At 70.4% G+C, this 17,258-nt stretch carries 12 protein-coding genes; 9 read left to right on the plus strand and 3 right to left on the minus strand.

The window, feature by feature from the left end:
• Window positions 1-97: 97 nt before the first annotated feature.
• Entirely contained in the window at window positions 98-406 is a 309-nt protein-coding gene (locus BXU09_RS03105) for a hypothetical protein (RefSeq protein ID WP_055364067.1), read from the minus strand.
• A gap of 98 nt (window positions 407-504) precedes the next feature.
• Between BXU09_RS03105 and BXU09_RS03110 the strand changes: the two genes are divergently transcribed.
• The 5 genes from BXU09_RS03110 to BXU09_RS03130 all read left to right on the plus strand — a co-directional run bounded on the left by BXU09_RS03110 (window position 505) and on the right by BXU09_RS03130 (window position 11,779).
• Window positions 505-1,338 (plus strand): exodeoxyribonuclease III, encoded by an 834-nt coding sequence (locus BXU09_RS03110; RefSeq protein WP_144011955.1) that lies wholly within the window; start codon window positions 505-507, stop codon window positions 1,336-1,338.
• Between the two features lie 238 nt (window positions 1,339-1,576).
• Window positions 1,577-5,980 (plus strand): ribonuclease R, encoded by a 4,404-nt coding sequence (rnr, locus tag BXU09_RS20860; RefSeq protein ID WP_078300531.1) that lies wholly within the window; start codon window positions 1,577-1,579, stop codon window positions 5,978-5,980.
• A 318-nt stretch (window positions 5,981-6,298) separates the two neighbouring features.
• Window positions 6,299-8,122: a malto-oligosyltrehalose trehalohydrolase gene (gene treZ, locus BXU09_RS03120; RefSeq protein ID WP_078300532.1), complete on the plus strand. Its 1,824-nt coding sequence runs from the start codon at window positions 6,299-6,301 to the stop codon at window positions 8,120-8,122.
• Window positions 8,123-8,148: 26 nt separating this feature from the next.
• Window positions 8,149-10,992 (plus strand): malto-oligosyltrehalose synthase, encoded by a 2,844-nt coding sequence (gene treY, locus BXU09_RS03125; RefSeq protein ID WP_078304674.1) that lies wholly within the window; start codon window positions 8,149-8,151, stop codon window positions 10,990-10,992.
• A 91-nt stretch (window positions 10,993-11,083) separates the two neighbouring features.
• Complete coding sequence (locus tag BXU09_RS03130) at window positions 11,084-11,779, plus strand: Bax inhibitor-1/YccA family protein (RefSeq protein WP_055362758.1); 696 nt, start codon at window positions 11,084-11,086, stop codon at window positions 11,777-11,779.
• A gap of 88 nt (window positions 11,780-11,867) precedes the next feature.
• On the opposite strand, the gene BXU09_RS03135 is transcribed toward BXU09_RS03130, so the two are convergent.
• Together BXU09_RS03135 and BXU09_RS03140 are read right to left on the minus strand one after the other, a co-directional pair.
• Window positions 11,868-12,947 carry a hypothetical protein gene (locus BXU09_RS03135; protein WP_240500976.1) on the minus strand — a complete coding sequence of 360 codons (1,080 nt, stop codon included), beginning with the start codon at window positions 12,945-12,947 and terminating at the stop codon, window positions 11,868-11,870.
• Window positions 12,948-13,140: 193 nt separating this feature from the next.
• Window positions 13,141-13,911, minus strand: a complete 771-nt coding sequence (locus tag BXU09_RS03140; RefSeq protein WP_078304681.1) for a metallophosphoesterase family protein — start codon at window positions 13,909-13,911, stop codon at window positions 13,141-13,143.
• A 96-nt stretch (window positions 13,912-14,007) separates the two neighbouring features.
• Here BXU09_RS03140 and BXU09_RS03145 point away from each other — a divergent pair, with 96 nt between their 5' ends.
• The 4 genes from BXU09_RS03145 to BXU09_RS03160 all read left to right on the plus strand — a co-directional run bounded on the left by BXU09_RS03145 (window position 14,008) and on the right by BXU09_RS03160 (window position 16,976).
• Window positions 14,008-14,229: a hypothetical protein gene (locus BXU09_RS03145; protein WP_055362209.1), complete on the plus strand. Its 222-nt coding sequence runs from the start codon at window positions 14,008-14,010 to the stop codon at window positions 14,227-14,229.
• A gap of 70 nt (window positions 14,230-14,299) precedes the next feature.
• A complete protein-coding gene (locus BXU09_RS03150; RefSeq protein WP_078300534.1) occupies window positions 14,300-14,710 on the plus strand; it encodes a hypothetical protein in 411 nt (136 codons plus the stop codon).
• Window positions 14,711-14,988: 278 nt separating this feature from the next.
• A complete protein-coding gene (locus tag BXU09_RS03155) occupies window positions 14,989-15,654 on the plus strand; it encodes a TRAP transporter small permease subunit (protein WP_230284969.1) in 666 nt (221 codons plus the stop codon).
• Window positions 15,654-16,976, plus strand: coding sequence for a TRAP transporter large permease subunit (locus BXU09_RS03160; protein ID WP_078300537.1), 1,323 nt, complete (start codon window positions 15,654-15,656; stop codon window positions 16,974-16,976). The genes BXU09_RS03155 and BXU09_RS03160 overlap by 1 nt, the downstream gene beginning before the upstream one ends.
• Window positions 16,977-17,258: the final 282 nt, after the last annotated feature.

Genomic DNA, 17,258 nt, shown 5'->3' on the forward strand with positions numbered 1-17,258 from the left:
ATGTCGGCTGCGCCTCACGGCACTTCTATCTGCGTGGCCTTGTGTTGACAGCCCACGGGAGCGCGGGGGTGTCGGCGAAACAGGCGGCAGAACGTGTTTACTTGTCGAACTTGCCGTACCCGGCGGCGCTGCGGCGCTGCGCTCCTCGGGCGTAGTCCATCTGCATCTCGACGGTGTCGTGCTTGCCCTCGGTGAAGGTGCTGTCGTGAATCCAGTAGTTGAGGCGGTCGTCGCCGAGCTGCACCCAGAACTTGTGTTCGTCCTCGGGGTCGCGCCAGAAGGCGACGTGTTCGAAGGCGTTCTTCTCGGCCCAGGCCTGGATGTCCGTGAGGACCCGGCCGGCCTTGGGGTGGGTCATTTCGAATTCCTTGCCGTCTGCCTCGTTGCGGAACTTGATCTCGACCATGGTGGACGTAGCGTAACAGAATGGCCGCGTGCCGGGGACAGGGGCGGCGCTGAGCGTCCCTTCAGGCACGCGCGGCCGGGGCGGTATGCTCCGGCGCGATGACGGACAGCGCGATGAAGGACGTGGAAGTGGGCCGGGACAGCGGGTTGAAGGTCACGACGCTGAACGTGAACGGGCTGCGCAGCGCACTGCGAAAGGGCCTGGTGGACTGGGCGGCCCGTGAGGAGCCGGACGTGCTGCTGCTGCAGGAGGTGCGCGCCGACCCCATGCCGGACGCGCTGGCGCACCTGGGGTATCAGGGCGCGTGGTTCCCGGCGCAGAAGGCCGGGTACAGCGGCGTGGCGGTCCTGTCCCAGCATCCGCTGGAGGACGTGCGGACCGGCATGGCGCACGCCGAGATGGACGCCGAGGGCCGCGTGGTCAGCGCCGTGGTGCGGGGCGTGCGGTTCGTGAGCGTGTACCTGCCGAGCGGCAGCAGCGGCCCGGAACGTCAGGGCTTCAAGGACCGCGTGCTGGGCGACTTTCAGACCTGGACGGACGCGCTGCTGGCCGAGGGGCGGCCCGTGGTGATCGGCGGGGACTACAACGTCGCGCACCGCGAGGTGGACCTGAAGAACTGGCGCGGCAACCAGAAGAACAGCGGGTTCCTGCCGCACGAGCGGGAGTGGATGACCCGTCACCTCGCCTCGGGCCTGACCGACACGCACCGGGCCTGCCTGGGCGAGCAGACCGAGTACACCTGGTGGAGTAACCGCGCCAACGCCTACACGAACAACGTGGGGTGGCGCATCGATTACCTGCTGGCCTCGGGCGTGGACGTGCGGGACGTGCGGGTAGGGCGCGACGCTCGCCTGAGCGATCACGCGCCGCTCAGCGGGTCCGTGCGGCGCGGCGTGGCAGGCACCCCGGCGGGTGAAGGACCGGTCAGGTGAGAGCGGGGCGGCGCGTGTTATGCTGACCGTGCTGCCGGGTTCAGGACAGCGCCCCCACCACGCCCGCTCCGGGCAACTGCCTGTTCGGGCGGTGGGTTCAAGGCGCAACCCGAGGAAGCGAAAACCAGTTCCCGTGGGCGGGTTGCGCGCGTGTTCCGCGTGCCAGATGCAGGCAGACTGACCGCGTCCCAAACGAGTTCACCCCCACGGGCGCGTCCTGAGTGACCAGGTACGTTCCATGCCGAAACCGAAGAAAACGGAAACGGCGCCGGCTCCCCAGAGTGCCGACGCCGGAGCCACCAAGAAAGTGCAGCGCAAGCAGAAGCAGCGGCCGGACGTGACCGCGACCCAACCCGAGGCGGACGCCACGATCCCCACGACCAGCCAGCCGGACGCGCCCGCCGCGACCGGCGCATCCAGAGCGGCCCGGAAGCCTGCGGGCGCACGTCGCCGCGACTCCAGCGGCGCTCAACCCCGCCCGGAGGCGAGTGCATTGGCAGAAACTCCCAGAAAAACGGCCCGCAAGGCCACCCCGAACCGCACCGCCGCCGACCCCGCGGCCCCCACGCCGTCCGTCACCGCGCCCGCCGGGAAGGCCGCGCCGACCAGACGGAAATCCGCCCCCCGTAAGGCCACCGCTCAGCAGACGGCTGATCCGGTCGCTGCCGACCTGCCCGCCGAGGCTGCTGCGGCCGAAACCCCGGTCAAACGGAGTCGTGGCAAGCGCGCCGCCCTCCAGGCCACGACCCCAGAGGCACCGGCCCCAGAGGCCGTGAGCGCCGACGTTCCGGCCCCGCAGGAACCGGCCGAGCTGGAAGCCAGCACCCCCGCGAAAGCGAAGGGACGCCGGACCCCGGCCCGCAGGGGCGCGACCCTCCCGACCGAGCCCGCCCCGGCTGAGCCTGCCCTGGCTGAACCTGCCCCGACCGAGCCTGCCGTGGCCGAGCAGCTCACGCCGGACGCGCCCGCGAAACCGCGCCGGGGCCGCAAGCCGCGCGCCGAGACGGCCGCACCGGAAGTGGCCGGGCCAGAAGTGACCGTGCCAGAATCGGCCGCACCGGAAGCGACCGTGCCAGAAATGACCGTGCCGGATGACCAGCCGGTCGTGGACGCGCCCGCCCCCCGCCGGGGCCGTGGACGCCGCGCCGCGACCGCCGACGTGCCAGCCGCCGCGTCCGGGGCCGTTGCCACGGAAGCGCCGGCCGAAGCGCCCACAGCTGCCGAAGTGACCGCGCCCGTCGAGGCGGTCGCCCCGGCCCGGCGCGGCCGCAAACCCCGCGCGAGCGTGGCCCCGGCCGCTGCGGCGGATGTGGACGCGGCGGCCCTCTCCCCCACCCCGGAGCCTGTGCAACTGAACCCTGTGCAGCCGGACCCTGTGGCACTGGACCCTGCGGCCGATCCCGTGATTCTGGAAGTGCCGAAAAAGCGGGGCGGCCGTGGTGGCCGCGCGCCGCTCGCGGCGGATCAGGCGCTGCCGGACGTGCTGTCGGGCGTGGAGGCCATCGGGGAGCCGGGCGCTCCGGACACCGGGGCCGTACCGGCGGACGCTCCGGCTAAACCGGCCCGGCGTGGCCGCAAGCCGCGCGTGCAGGCAGCCGCGCCGGAACTGGCCGACACGGCGGCAGACACCCCGGTCAGTCACGAGGCCAGCGCGTCGGACGTGACCCATGTTCCCCAGGCCGGGCCGCTGCCAGCGGCTGAGCAGGCCGGGAGCGATGACGCCGAGCATGAGGGCGCCTCGGACGAGGCGGACGAAGGCACGGGCATGCTGGAAGCGAACCCGGCGCGGGACATCGTCGTGGCGCAGCTGCGCAAGCTGGGCCGCCCGGTGCACGTCAAGGACCTGGAGCGGACCTTCACGCGGCAGACCATCCGCCGCCTGGGGAACTGGCGGGACCTGACGGACCTGCTCGAATCGCTGGTCGAGCAGGGGCAGGTCATCCGCACGCGCAAGAAGACGTACGGACTGCCCGAGGCGATGAGCCTGATCCGTGGGCGTTTCCAGGCGTCGGCGGCGGGCTTCGGCTTCGTGATTCCGGACAGTGGCGGGGACGATTACTACGTCCCGGCCGAGCAGACCATGGAAGCCTGGAACGGCGACATCGTGCTGGTCCGCATGGAGGGCCGCGGCGACGGTGGCCGGGGCGGCGGGCCGCGCCGTGGGCAGAAGGGTGACGGGAACCCGCGCGCCAGCGTCGTGCGGATCGTGCAGCGCGCGTACCGTCAGCTGGTGGGCACGCTGGAATTCCATCACGGGCACCCGATCCTGAAACCCGACGATCACCGGGCGCGGCACCGCATCCTGGTGCTACCCGACGGGCTGGGCGAGCTGGAGGCCGGCGCGCGCGTCGTGACCGAGCTGTTCTGGCCGGAGAACACCGGCGAGGACGAGGTGTTCGGGCAGGTCACGCGGGTGCTGGGCGCCGAGGACGATCCCGTCACCGAGACGGAGGCCGTGATCGTGAAGTTCGGGCTGCGCGGCGAGTTCCCGCCCGAGGTCGAGGAGCAGGCGAACGCCATTCCCACGCAGATTCCCGAGGAGGCCCTGGTGGGTCGCCTGGACCTGCGGGAGTTCAACATCTTCACGGTGGACGGCCGGGACGCGAAGGATTTCGACGACGCGATCCACATCCAGCCGACCCCCGAGGGGACGTTCGTGGTCGGCATTCACATCGCGGACGTGAGCCACTACGTGACCGAGGGCACGCCGCTGGACGAAGAGGCGTACGCCCGCGCGACCAGCGTGTACCTGCCGGGGCGGGTGCTGCCCATGCTGCCCGAGCACCTGAGTAACGGCGTGTGCTCGCTGGTGCCGTACGAGGACCGCCTGACCATGACGGCCATGGTGGAACTGTCGGCCGAGGGTGAGATCCTGAAGGTGCAGATCGCGCCCAGCGTGATCAACTCCAAGGCCCGCCTGACGTACGACGAGGTGCAGGCGTACAGCGAGGCGACCGCGCCTCTGCCCGAGCAGGCCCGTCAACTCGAAGGGGACCTGCACCTGCTGCTGAAGATCACGACCAAGCTGCGCCAGAAGCGTCTGCGTGAGGGGTCGCTGGACTTCAAGCTGCGCGAGGTGAAGGTGGACGTGGGGACCGACGGCCGCATGGAACTCATCCCGATCCGCGAGGAGACGGCGCGCGGCATGATCGAGGACCTGATGCTGCTGGCGAACAAGGTCGTGGCGCACGAACTGCTGCAACGCGAGATTCCGGCGCTGTTCCGCATTCACGAGGAACCGACCCTGCAACGCTTCCAGGACGTGACGAACGCCATCGGGCGGCTGGGCTTCTCGTTCCCCGGTGGGGAACCGACGCCGCAGGCGTACCAGGCGGTCCTGAAGCAGGTGCGGGGCACGCCACGCGAGAGCGTGGTGAACACGCTGCTGCTGCGTTCCATGCAGCAGGCGAAGTACGCCGGGGAGAACCTGGGGCACTTCGGGCTGGCGTTCGACGAGTACCTGCACTTCACCAGCCCCATCCGCCGCTACCCGGACCTGCTCGTTCACCGCGTGCTCAAGGGCATGCTGAGCGGTGAACTGAAGGCCGGGAACCGCGAGGTCGCCAAGCTGCAGGGTCGCCTGCCGGCCATGGGCGACCACACCAGTGACCGCGAGCGCACGGCCAGCGAGGCCGAGCGTGACCTGACGAAGTACTACCAGGCAAAGTGGGCCCAGGAGCACCTGGGCGAGAGCTTCACCGGGAACGTGTCGGGCGTGGTGGCCAGCGGGCTGTTCGTGGCGCTGGACAACGGCGTGGAAGGTAAACTGCACATCAGTAACCTGGACGACGATTACTACGCGTTCATCGAGGACGCGCAGATGCTGCGTGGCCGCAGCCGGGGCCGCTCGTACCGTCTGGGCGACCCGGTGCACGTGACCATCAATACCGTGAACCCGCTGGCCCGCCAGACGGATTTCACGCTGGCCGACCCGACCAGCCCGGATTACCGACCGGGCGACATTCATCAGGAGACCGACATGGATTCACCCGTTAAACCGCGCGCCCGCCGCCGCGAAGACCGCGAGCAGGAAAAGCGTGAGAAGTTGCAGAGCGTTCCCGTGAGCGAACCTAAGAAGTTCACGCTGGAAGATCCCTCGCAGCAGCCGGCGCTGTCGGCCGCGCCGGACCGGGGTGGCCGTGGCCGCGGCCGTGACGGGGGCCGTGAGGGTGGTGGCCGCGAGGGCCGCGCGCCGGGCCGCACCTTCGGCGGCGTCAGCATGGGCGGGCGTGCCCGCCGGGTGATCACGCTGGAACGCCCCCGCAACGAGCACCTGCGTCCCGTGAACATCACGGTGCAGCGCATGTACTTCGGGGACTGGACGCTGGAGAACATGCCGCCCGAGGAAGGTCAGGGGGGCCGCAGCGGTGGGCGCCCGCCGGGCCGTGGTGAGCGCGCAGGCGAGCGCGGCGCCGGCGGTGGGCGCGGCTTCACGCGGGGCGGCAGCGACCGCGGCGCAGTGCAGCGCGTGAACGGCCGCCAGGGACCGCAGGGTGGGCGCGGCGCGCAGAACACCCAGCGCGAGTCCGTCACGGCGCAGGTGCCGGAAACGGCCGCCGCGACCGGCAACGCGGACGACGCCAAACGCCGCCGCCGCCGCCGGGGCCGGCGCGGCAACGGCAGCGGCACGCCGCAGGGCTGACAGCCCCGTTGACGGGGGGCAGCCTCTCCCGTCAACGGCACTGCGGCCCGTTGTGAGCCGCGAAAGGCAGCCCGCGACTGTGCGATTACGATGTGCGTGATCGCGATGTGCGGGCTTGCAAGCTGCGGGACATGAAATGGGTGGCGCGGCCGGGGGGGGGTTCTCTCCCCTGGCCGCGCTCTGTTGCCCTGGCGCGGCGGCCCCGGGTGGGCCGGGTATGGAGGGGAGGTTGAGGCTCTTCTCATGGTGGGGGGGTGGGGGGCCACTAGCCTGGGACTATTGCCACGCCTGTCCGGGTGGTCTGCAAGGGGTGAAATCATGAGTGACTCGGAATACGCGGCCCGTCGGGACAGTCCGCAGGATCAGGTGAGGTCGAGGCTGGGAGCGCACCTGCTGCCCGGCGGTCAGGAGACACGCTTCCGGGTGTGGAGTACCCGCGCCGCTCAGGTGGCGGTGCGCGTGAACGGCGAACGACACCAGATGGAAGCGCTTCCCGGCGGGTACTTCGAGCTGGTGTTGCCGGTCGGGGCGGGCAGCCGCTACCTGTTCGAACTGGACGGTCAGCCCACCCCGGACCCGTATGCGCTGTTCCTGCCGGACGGGGTGCACGGCGAGGCCGAGGTCGTGGACCTGGGAACGTATCAGTGGCAGCACACCAACTGGAACGGCCTGCCGCTGCCCGAGTGCGCGTTCTACGAGCTGCACGTGGGGACCTTCACGCCAGAGGGCACGCTGCGGGCCGCGCAGGAGCGGCTGCCGTACCTGCGGGACCTGGGCGTGACGGCCGTGCAGCTGATGCCGCTGGCGGCCTTCCCCGGCGGGCGCGGCTGGGGGTACGACGGCGTGGCGATGTACGCGCCGTTCGCGCCGTACGGCCGCCCCGAGGACCTGATGGCCTTCGTGGACGCCGCGCACGGGCTGGGGCTGGCCGTGTTTCTGGACGTCGTGTACAACCATTTCGGGCCGGACGGGAATTACCTGCTGTCGTACAGCCCGTCGTACTTCACGGACCGCTTCCATACCGCGTGGGGGCAGGGGCTGGACTACGCCGAGGAACACATGCGGCGCTATGTCACCGGGAACGCCCGGTTGTGGTTGCAGGAGTACCGCATCGACGGCCTGCGGCTGGACGCGACGGCCGCCATGCAGGACGACAGCGAGCTGCACATCCTGCGGGAACTGGCGCGCGAGGTTCACGCGCTGGGCGGCCGTCACGTCCTGCTGGCCGAGGATCACCGCAACGAGCCGTCGCTGGTCACCGAGGACGGCCTGGACGGCATCTGGGTCGATGATTTTCATCATGAGGTGCGCGTGACCCTGACCGGCGAGCAGGAAGGCTACTACGGGGGGTTCCGGGGCGGCGCGGCCGAACTGGCCAATGTGATCAACCGCGGCTGGCAGTACGAGGGGCAGTTCTGGAACGTGACGGGCGAGGAGCACCAGCGGGGCCAGCCGGCCGACGCGCTCGAGGCGCCGAGTTTCGTGTACTGCATCCAGAACCACGATCAGGTCGGGAACCGGGCGCTGGGGGACCGGCTGCACCAGATGGACGGCGTGACCCTCGCCGAGTACCGGGGGGCGGGCACGCTGCTGCTGACGCTGCCCATGACGCCGCTGATCTTCCAGGGCCAGGAGTGGGCGGCCGGGACACCCTTCCCGTTCTTCAGCGATCATCACGGCGAGCTGGGGCAGCTGGTCAGCGAGGGCCGCCGCCGCGAGTTCGCGTACTTCTCCAGCTTCGACGGTGAGAACATCCCGGACCCGCAGGCGGAGGAAACGTTCCTGAGCGCGAAACTCGACTGGTCCGAACCGGAGCGCGGCGAGCACGCGCGCACGCTCGCGTTGTACCGCCGTCTGCTGCACCTGCGGCGGCATGATCCGGTGCTGTGCCAGCGGTCCCGGCAGTTCCTGTCGGCCGGCAGCCGCGAGGACGGTCAGGTGCTGTGGGTGCAGTGGCGGACGCCGCAGGGCCAGCGGACGCTGGTGTGGAACCTGGGTTCGCAGCCGCTGGACAGCTTGGGCGGACTGCCGGTCACGCCCGGCGCGCCGGTCATGCTGCGCTCGGAGGACCCGGACGGCTCACCGCTGGGCGCGCGGCCGCTGGTGCCGGGCGAGGCGCTGCTGCTGGGAGACCCGGCGTGAGCGGCGCGACCGTGAGGGACGGGGGCGTGAGTGACAGGGCCGTCCCGGACGGCTTCACGCCGCACCTGCCGGCCGCCACGTACCGCCTGCAACTGCACCGCGATTTCGATTTCGCGGCGGCGCGGCGCACCCTGCCCTACCTGAAACGGCTGGGTGTGACCGACGTGTACCTGTCGCCCATCTGGACCAGCACGCCCGGCAGCACGCACGGGTACGACGTGACCGACCACGCGCAGATCAACCCGGAACTGGGCGGCCTGGCGGGGTTGCGCCGCCTGTCCGCGCGGGCGCGGGAGCTGGGCCTGGGCCTGATCGTGGATTTCGTGCCGAACCACATGGGTATCCAGGGCGGGCATAACCCCTACTGGGAGGACGTGCTGCGCCACGGGCAGGCCAGCCGGTACGCGCATTTCTTCGACATCTCGTGGCAGCCGCTGAAACGCGCGCTGGAGGGCCGGGTGCTGCTGCCGGTGCTGGGCGACCAGTACGGCCGGGTGCTGGAACGCGGCGAACTGCAACTGGAACGCCAGGGCGGCGTGTTCAACCTGCGGTACTGGGAGCGGGCGCTGCCGATGTCGCCGCGTTCCACGGCGCATGTCCTGGCGTGGGTGCAGGAGGCGCTGCCGTCCGGGACGGACACGGCCACCCGCGCGGAACTGGCGAGTATCCGCCGCAGCGTGGACAACCTGCCGCGCAGCACGTCCGGCGACCTGACCGACACGGACCGCGTGATCCGCGCGCAGGAGGTCGAGGTCATGACCCGGCGCGTGCAGGCGCTGGCCGAGGCGTCGGGCGCGGTGCGCGCCGCGCTGGACGCGACCGTGAAGGCCGTGAACGCCGATCCCGCCCGCCTGGACGCGCTGGTGAGCGAGCAGAACTACCGACTGGCGTTCTGGAAGGTCGCGGCCGAGGAGATCAACTACCGCCGGTTCTTCGACATCAACGACCTCGCGGCGCTGCGCATGGAGGACCCGCGCGTGTTCGCCTGGGCGCACGCCACGCTGTTCGAACTGCTGCGCGAGGGTCTGGTGCAGGGCGTGCGGCTGGACCACACCGACGGCCTGTTCGACCCGGCCGGGTACTTCCAGTCGCTGCAGGCCGGGGCCGCGAACGCGCTGGGCCTGGACCCGGTCGCGGCGCTGCGGGACGGGCCGCTGCCGCTGTACGTGGTGGCCGAGAAGATCCTGGAGCCCGGCGAGGTCCTGCCGGACGCCTGGGCGATTCACGGCACGACCGGGTACGACTTCCTGGCGCAGCTGAACGGCGTGTTCGTGGACGGCGCGAACGAGGAGGAGATCAGCGCCGTGTACCGCCGCTTCACCGGGGACCGCTCCTCGTACGGCGAGCACCTGTACCGGGGCAAGCATCTGATCCAGCGGGTCAGTCTGCCGGGCGAGGTGAACGTGCTGGCCGAACACCTGGAGCGGCTGGCCGAGGCGGACCTGCACGCGCGGGATTTCACGCTGAGTACGCTGCGCGCCGCGATCCGCGAGGTCATCGCGTCGTTTCCGGTGTACCGGACGTACATCCGCGCGGATGGCGCGCGGGAACCCGGTGACGACGCGAAGATCGCGCACGCCATCCGCGACGCGAAAATCCAGAACCGCCGCGCTGGGGCGCCGCTGGATCCCAGCGTGTTCGATTACCTGCACGCGGTCCTGACCCTGAAGGCCCCGGATGCGGGCACGCGGGACGCGTACGCGGACTTCACGCTGAAATTCCAGCAGCTGACCGGCCCCGTCACGGCCAAGGGCGCCGAGGACACCGCCTTCTACCGCTACGCCCGCCTCCTGTCCCTGAACGAGGTGGGCGGCGACCCGTCCCTGTTCGGCACGCCGCTGCGGTCCTTCCACGAGTCGGTCGCGGCGCGCGCCGCGCACTGGCCGCAGGCGATGCTGGCCGGCAGCACGCACGACACCAAACGCGGCGAGGACACCCGCGCGCGGATCAGTGTGCTGTCTGAAATTCCGCAGACCTGGGCGGCGTACCTGAGCCGCTGGTCCCCGCTGATCCGGTCACTGGAGACCGAACTGGACCTGGGCCGCGCGCCCAGCACCGCCGACGCCTTCGTGCTGCTGCAGAACGTGCTGGGCGCGTACCCGCTCGACGGCCGCAGCGACGACCTCGCCGACCGCCTGAGCGCGTACATGCTCAAGGCGGCGCGCGAGGCGAAGCTGCGGACCAGCTGGGCCGCGCCGGACAGCGATTACGAGGCGGCGCTGGACGCCCTGGTGCGCGGCCTGCTGGGCGACGACGGCTTCATGACCTCGCTGCGGGAACTGCATGTCCGGATCAGTCCCTATGGCGCGCAGAACGGCCTGAGCGCCGCGCTGGTGCGCCTGAGCGCGCCGGGCGTGCCGGACACCTACCAGGGCAGCGAGGGCTGGAACCAGAGTCTGGTGGACCCCGACAACCGCCGCCCCGTGGATTACGGCGCGCTGAACCGCACGCTGGGCCGCCTGGAACGTGGTGCGGGCCCCGCGCTGGCCGGGCGGCTGCTGGACACCTTCGAGGACGGTAGCGTGAAGGTCCTGGTCACCTGGGCGGCCCTGAAGGCCCGCGCCGAACACCCGGAACTGTTCCGGCACGGCTCGTACCACGCCGTGGATGCCGGGCGGCACATCGTGGCGTTCCGCCGCGAACACGCCGGGCAACTGGCCGTGACGGTCGCGCCGCGCCTGACCCTGACCCTCACCCGTGAGGAGCGGCCCTGGGCGACCGCCGAGGCGTGGGGGAACCGGCAGATCACCCTGCCGGCCGGAACGTACACCAACGTCCTGACCGGCGAAACACTGCGTGTCCGGGCGGCCCGCACGCCCCTGGCGAAGGTGCTGGAGAACTTCCCACTGGCCCTGCTGATCCGGGGGTAGGTTCGGGGCTGGATCGCTGGATCAACGCACGCTCAAGAACGCGGCCGGACTGCCGGGAACTCCCGTCAGGTCGGCCGCGTATCCTTGGTGTATGCAGACTTATCCTTCCACCCAGTCAAGAACCACGGACATCGTCCGGACGTTCATGGCCCGCACGTATTCATGGATGGCGGCCGGTCTGGCCCTCACGGCCGGCATCGCGTGGCTGACCGCCAGCAACGAGGTCCTCGCCCTGCAGGTCCTGAATCTGCGCATGCCGCTGATCATCGCGCAGCTGGCCCTGGTGTTCGTCCTGAGCCTCGGCGCGCAGCGGCTTCCCAGCGCCCTGGCCGGGGTGCTGTTCATCGTGTACGCCGCCCTGACCGGCCTGACCTTCTCCTCGATCCTGCTGGCCTATGACGCGAGCGCCGTGACGGCCGCGTTCGCCACGACCGCCGGCACCTTCGGCCTGATGAGCGTGGCCGGCTTCGTGATCAAGAAGGACCTGAGCGCCATGGGCCGCTTCTTCATGTTCGCGGTGATCGGCCTGTTCGTCGCCATGATCGTGAATCTGTTCGTGGCGAGCAGCGCCCTGACGCTGGGCATCTCCGTCGTGGGCGTGCTGCTGTTCGCGGGCCTGACCGCCTACGACACCCAGATGCTGCGCAACCTCGCCCTGAGCGGCGTGCAGGGCGAGCAGGCCGAGCGGGCCGCCATCAACGGCGCGCTGGCCCTGTACCTGGACTTCATCAACATGTTCCTGTTCATCCTGCGTCTGTTCGGCATCGGTGGCGGCAGCCGCGACTGATCCGCGCGACCCACACAAAAGCCCCAGCATTCAGCTGGGGCTTTTGTGTGGGCTGCGCTGCCCGGCAGTGAAGTGCTTGCAGCCCCCGTCAGCGGGCGTACAGGTCCGCGAAGTACGGCGAGGCGGCGTTCGCCTCGGCGCGCAGCGTGGCGTACGGCAGGACGGCGGTATCCGCGCAGGCGGCGACGACGTGCGGCAGGTCCGTGGGCGTCAGGTGCAACCCGGCGGCGCTGAGGTACGCGGTGAAACGGGAGGCCCGTTCGGTCAGGACCTCGCGGCAGTCGGGTTCCAGGCCGCCACTGACGGCCTTCAGGTACAGCGTCTTCTGGCGCGCCGCATTCAGTTTCGGCCACAGGGCCGTGACCGGCACGGACGCCCCGGTGCGGCGGTCGAGCAGCAGACCCAGCGTGAAACTGTCCGGGTGCGCGCCGCCGCACTCGTAGTACACGTCCTCGCGCAGGCTGACCAGCCGGGTCTTCTGGAGGGTCAGCGCGGCGCGCAGTTCGTACCCGGCTGCCGGGTCCGCCTGGACGTCCTGCGGGAGCAGGCTGCGGCAGTCCAGGGCGCTCACGGCGTTCTCCAGCAGACGGTCCTGCAGGGCGGCGTTCAGGGGGCCGCTGGCGTTCGCCACGCGCGGGTAGCTCAGGCCGGACAGCGGCTCACGGACACTGGTCGGCGTGCGGACCCAGGCGCGGTTGAACTTCAGGAACGCCAGCGGGTCCTCGCGGCGCAGGCGTTGCAGGCCCGGCGAGTCCGGCGCTTTCAGCGGCGTCTTCAGCGGGTCGAAGGCGGCGAGGGTCACGGGCTGAGCGCGGCCTCCCGGCGCCTGCCAGGTGCCTTTCAGTCCGCTGTCGGTGGGCATCAGGGTGAAGCAGCCGGTCACGACGCTGTCGCCGCCGCGTTCCCGGCGCACCGTTTCCTGCAGGATCAGCTGCTCGCCGGACCGGAATTCCTCCAGGGTGATGTCGAGGCTGCGCCGCTCGTAGAAGTACCGGCTCTCGAAGCGGCCCGGCGTGAGCTGAAGTTGCAGCGCGATGGGGTGGGCGCCCAGCGTGCCCCGGTACGCGGCGTTCCTAGCCCAGGCGGGTGCGCCGGGCGTGCCGCCGCAGGCCGCCTGGTCCTGCGCGGCGGCGCTGCCCGCCCCCAGCAGGGCCGCCAGCAGCGTCACCGTGCGGGCCGCCCTGCCCGGCCGCGTCCGGCCTGCCCCCCCTCCGCTTCTGCCCACTGCTGCCCTGTCCGGCCTGCTTACCGCCCCTCCGGCCCGTTCCGCCCTGTTGCGCATGGTGTCAGCGTACCGCGCGCCGGGAGTCCTCATGCGGCGCGGCCCTCCCCTGACGCCCGGCGCTCTACGGCCCGGCGCTCTACGGAACGTCCCCTGCGCGGGCCGGCCCTTCCCACACGCCGTCGCCGCGCGCGTCCATCGTGCCGGTACGCAGCAGGCTGCCCTCCCCGTTCCCGAACGGTGTGTGGGTGGCGGCCCAGGCGACCGCCGCCTCGATGTCGTACTCCGTGGCGTGGAAGGTGACGGTCCAGTGGCCGTTCACGCGGTCCAGTTGCGTCCAGCGGGCGCGGGGGTCGCCGTCCACCTGATCGCTGACCGCCCCGGCGTTCACGACCAGCGTGTCGGCCACGCGGGTCGCGCCGGGCCGGTGGGTGTGGCCGCACACGACCACGGCGGCGTCCAGCGGCTGCACCAGCGCCAGCAGACTGCGGGGGTCGCGGGCGCGGTAGTACCCGGCCGGGTCCCACACCCACAGCAGGCTGTCCCAGGCGCTGTCTGGGGTGCCGTGAAAGGCCAGCAGCTCCCCGGCGCGCGCGGTCAGCGGCAGGGCGGCCACGCGCGCCAGCAGGGCCGGGTCGGTGTTCGCCGTCAGCCACGCGCCGTATGACTGCGAGAGCGGCGAGCGGCGGCCGCCCGGCCAGAGTTTCTCCTCGTTGTTGCCCCGCACTTCCAGCGCCCCGCTTGCTGCCAGTTCCGCCTGCATGCTCAGGGCGCGGGCTGGGTCGGCGCTGCCCTCGACCTGATCGCCCAGGTTCACGGTCAGGTCCGGCGCGGCGGCCCGGATGTCCCGCAGCACGGCCTCCAGCGCGAAGGCGTTCCCGTGCACGTCACTGATCACCGCGACCCTCATGCGGCGCAGCATAGCGACTTGAGGCTCACTTCATCTCTGAAGTGCCGTTCACGCGCGGCACAAGGACGGCTGGCACCGACCTGTCAGGGTAGGGGTATGCCTGACAAAGACGACAAGAACAAGGGCCACACCAGCCAGCCCCAGGATTACGACCGCAACAAGAAGGAAGTGCACGAGATCGAGCACGACAACCAGCCGTCGGTCAAGAGTGCCAACGACCGCGAAGCCCAGGCCCCCCGCAACAACGACAACGGCCTGAGCGACAAGGAACTCAGGGACCGCGAGGAAGCCCGCAACGTTCCCTCCAGCAACGGCTGAACACCTCTTTATCTTCTCCTGGAGCCTGCGGGCTCCTTTTCTTTTGCCCCGAAATGCGCGAGGCTGCGCCATGCCCCGCCCAGCCCATGACCACCGCCCCCGTGAAGCGCAGCGCCCCACGCCCGGCGTGCTGCTGCTGAGCGCCCTGTTCGTCGGGGCGGGCGCGCTGCATTTCGTCACGCCGCGCCCCTTCGACAGCATCGTGCCCGCGTGGGTGCCGTTCCCGGCGCGCACCGCCACGCTCCTGAGCGGCGCGGCCGAGGTGCTGGGCGGCCTGGGGCTGCTGCACCCCGCCACGCGCCCGGCGGCCCGCTGGGGTCTGCTGGCGCTGCTGCTGGCGGTCTTCCCGGCGAACGTGAACATGGCTCAGCACCCGCAGCAGTTCGGGCTGCCCGGCTGGGCGCTGTGGGCGCGGCTGCCGCTGCAACCCCTGCTGATGTGGGCCGTGTGGCGCGCGGGGCGGACCGACCGTCCTGGCTGATACGGATTCCGTTTGTTTCGCTGACAATCCGGAACTTCACCGGATTGCCAGCTCCACGTCCGGAACCCGTTTTGCTCCCACTCGCATCCGCTCGGATTGAACGCCTTTGCAAGCCATTCAATCGGAGTCCGTATGACAGCTCCGTCGCAGTCCGTGTCGATGTGCGACACGCGCGTAACACCCACCCCGTATACTTGTGCCCAAGTACACAGTTCAGGAAGTCCGGAGGCTCTGCGCTCTGACCGGTTCCGGCAGGCGTGACGGCGCATCCGGCAAAGGTGGGCATCTTGTCGGCATTGATGGGCCTCGCACGGGGCATTGACCGTTTCTCGCATGGCCTGGGCATCCTGACCGGCCTGATCACGCTCCTGATGATCGGAGTGGGCCTCTTCAACGTCATCGGCCGGTTCGTGGACCGTTACGCCGGGACGGCGCTGTCCAGCAACTCGCTGCTGGAGGCGCAGTGGTACCTGTTCAGCGCGGTGTTCCTGATCGGCGGCGCGTACGTGCTGAGCCGCGACGAGCACGTGCGCGTGGACCTGCTGTACACCCGCCTGACCCAGCGCGGCCGGGCCTGGATCAACCTGCTGGGCACGCTGCTGTTCCTGCTGCCGTTCTGCGTCCTGATGCTGAACGTGTCCTGGCCGTGGTTCCTGCTGAGCTACCGGGGCAACGAGGGCAGCCCGGACCCCGGCGGTCTGCTGCGCTGGCCGGTGAAACTGCTGGTGCCGCTGGGCTTCGTGCTGCTGCTGATCGCGGGCGTGGGCATGGCCCTCAAGGCGCTGGGCGTCCTGAGCGGCCACCACCACTACGAGGAGCATGACGAGGTGCAGGCCGCGCTGGCCGACGTGGAACTCAGTGACGAGGAACGCCGCGCGCTGGACGAACTGGAACTCGCGCGGGTCGAGGCGCTGCGGCGCGACCCGCCCGCCGGAGGCAACTGATGGACGCCCTGGGACTGTGGATGTTCCTGGGCGCCTTCGCCCTGATCTTCACCGGGTACCCGGTCGCGTTCGCGCTGGCCGGGACCGCCATCGTCTTCGGCCTGATCGGACTGGCGACCGGGCAGTTCGACGCGCTGCTGCTGCGCGCCCTGCCGGACCGCATCTTCGGGAACATGAGCAACTTCACGCTGCTGGCCATTCCGTACTTCGTGTTCATGGGCGGCATCCTGGGCAAGAGCGGACTGGCCGAGGACCTGCTGCGCACGGCGGGCCTGCTGTTCGGACGGCTGCGCGGCGGGATCGCGGTGGCCGTGGTGCTGGTGGGCATGCTGCTGGCCGCCACGACCGGCGTGGTCGCCGCGACCGTCGTGACCATGGGCCTGATCAGCCTGCCGATCATGCTGAAGTACGGCTACGACAAGGCGCTCGCCAGCGGTGTGATCGTCGCGTCCGGCACGCTGGGGCAGATCATTCCGCCCAGCGTGGTGCTGGTGGTGCTGGGCAGCGAACTGGGCGTGTCGGTCGGTGACCTGTTCCTGGGGTCCATCGTGCCGGGGCTGATGCTGGGCGGCCTGTACATCGCGTACGTGCTGATCCGCGCCCGCCTGAACCCGGCCCTGGCGCCCGCCATGCCCGCCGAGGAACTGAACATCAGCCGGGGCGCGCTGCTGAAGCAGGTGGCGCGCGCCATGGTGCCGCCCCTGATCCTGATCTTCGTGGTGCTCGGCTCGATCTTCTACGGCGTGGCGACCGCCACCGAGGCCGGCGCGGTCGGCGCGCTCGGCGCGGTGCTGCTGGCCCTGGCCAACCGCCGCCTGACCCGCGCGGCCCTGTGGGACGTGACGCTCTCCACGGCGCGCCTGACGGGTTTCGTGATGTTCATCCTGATCGGCTCGACCGCGTTCGCGCTGGTGTTCCGCGCGCTGGACGGCGACCTGTTCATGCAGAACCTGCTGACCACCCTGCCCGGCGGCGTGATCGGATTCCTGATCCTGACCAACCTCGTGATCTTCATCCTGGGCTGCTTCCTGGACTTCTTCGAGATCGCGTTCATCGTGCTGCCGCTGTTCGCGCCGGTCGCGCGAGAACTGGGCATCGACATGATCTGGTTCGGCATCCTGATCGGCATCAACCTGCAGACCAGCTTCCTGACCCCACCGTTCGGCTTCAGTCTGTTCTACCTGCGCGGCATCGCCGGGCGCGCCCTGGCGACCGCCGACATCTACCGTGGGGTGGTGCCGTTCATCGCCATCCAGTTGCTCGTGCTGGCGCTGTGCATGGTGTTCCCCGGCCTGACGGGCCTGCGCGCCGCCGGTCCTTGACCTCACCCGCTCCTACGCCCCTGGCCACCCGCTCCCCGGCCAGGGGCGCTTTCTTTCATGCAGGTGAAACGCCGGGGGCCACACAGAAGGCGTGCACTCCCACCCTGAAGCAGGAGCGCACGCCCGGACGGACCTTCATACGGACTGCCGTCTGTTTCGCTGACAACCCGGAACATCGCCGGCTTGCCAACTCCACGCCCGGCAGCCCGCTTCCTCTCCCACTCTGCGAAGCAGCTCTACGAGTCGCTTCGCTCGGATTGAAGGGTCTTTGCAGTCCCTTCA

It is taken from the genome of Deinococcus sp. LM3, assembly GCF_002017875.1.
GTDB lineage: Bacteria > Deinococcota > Deinococci > Deinococcales > Deinococcaceae > Deinococcus.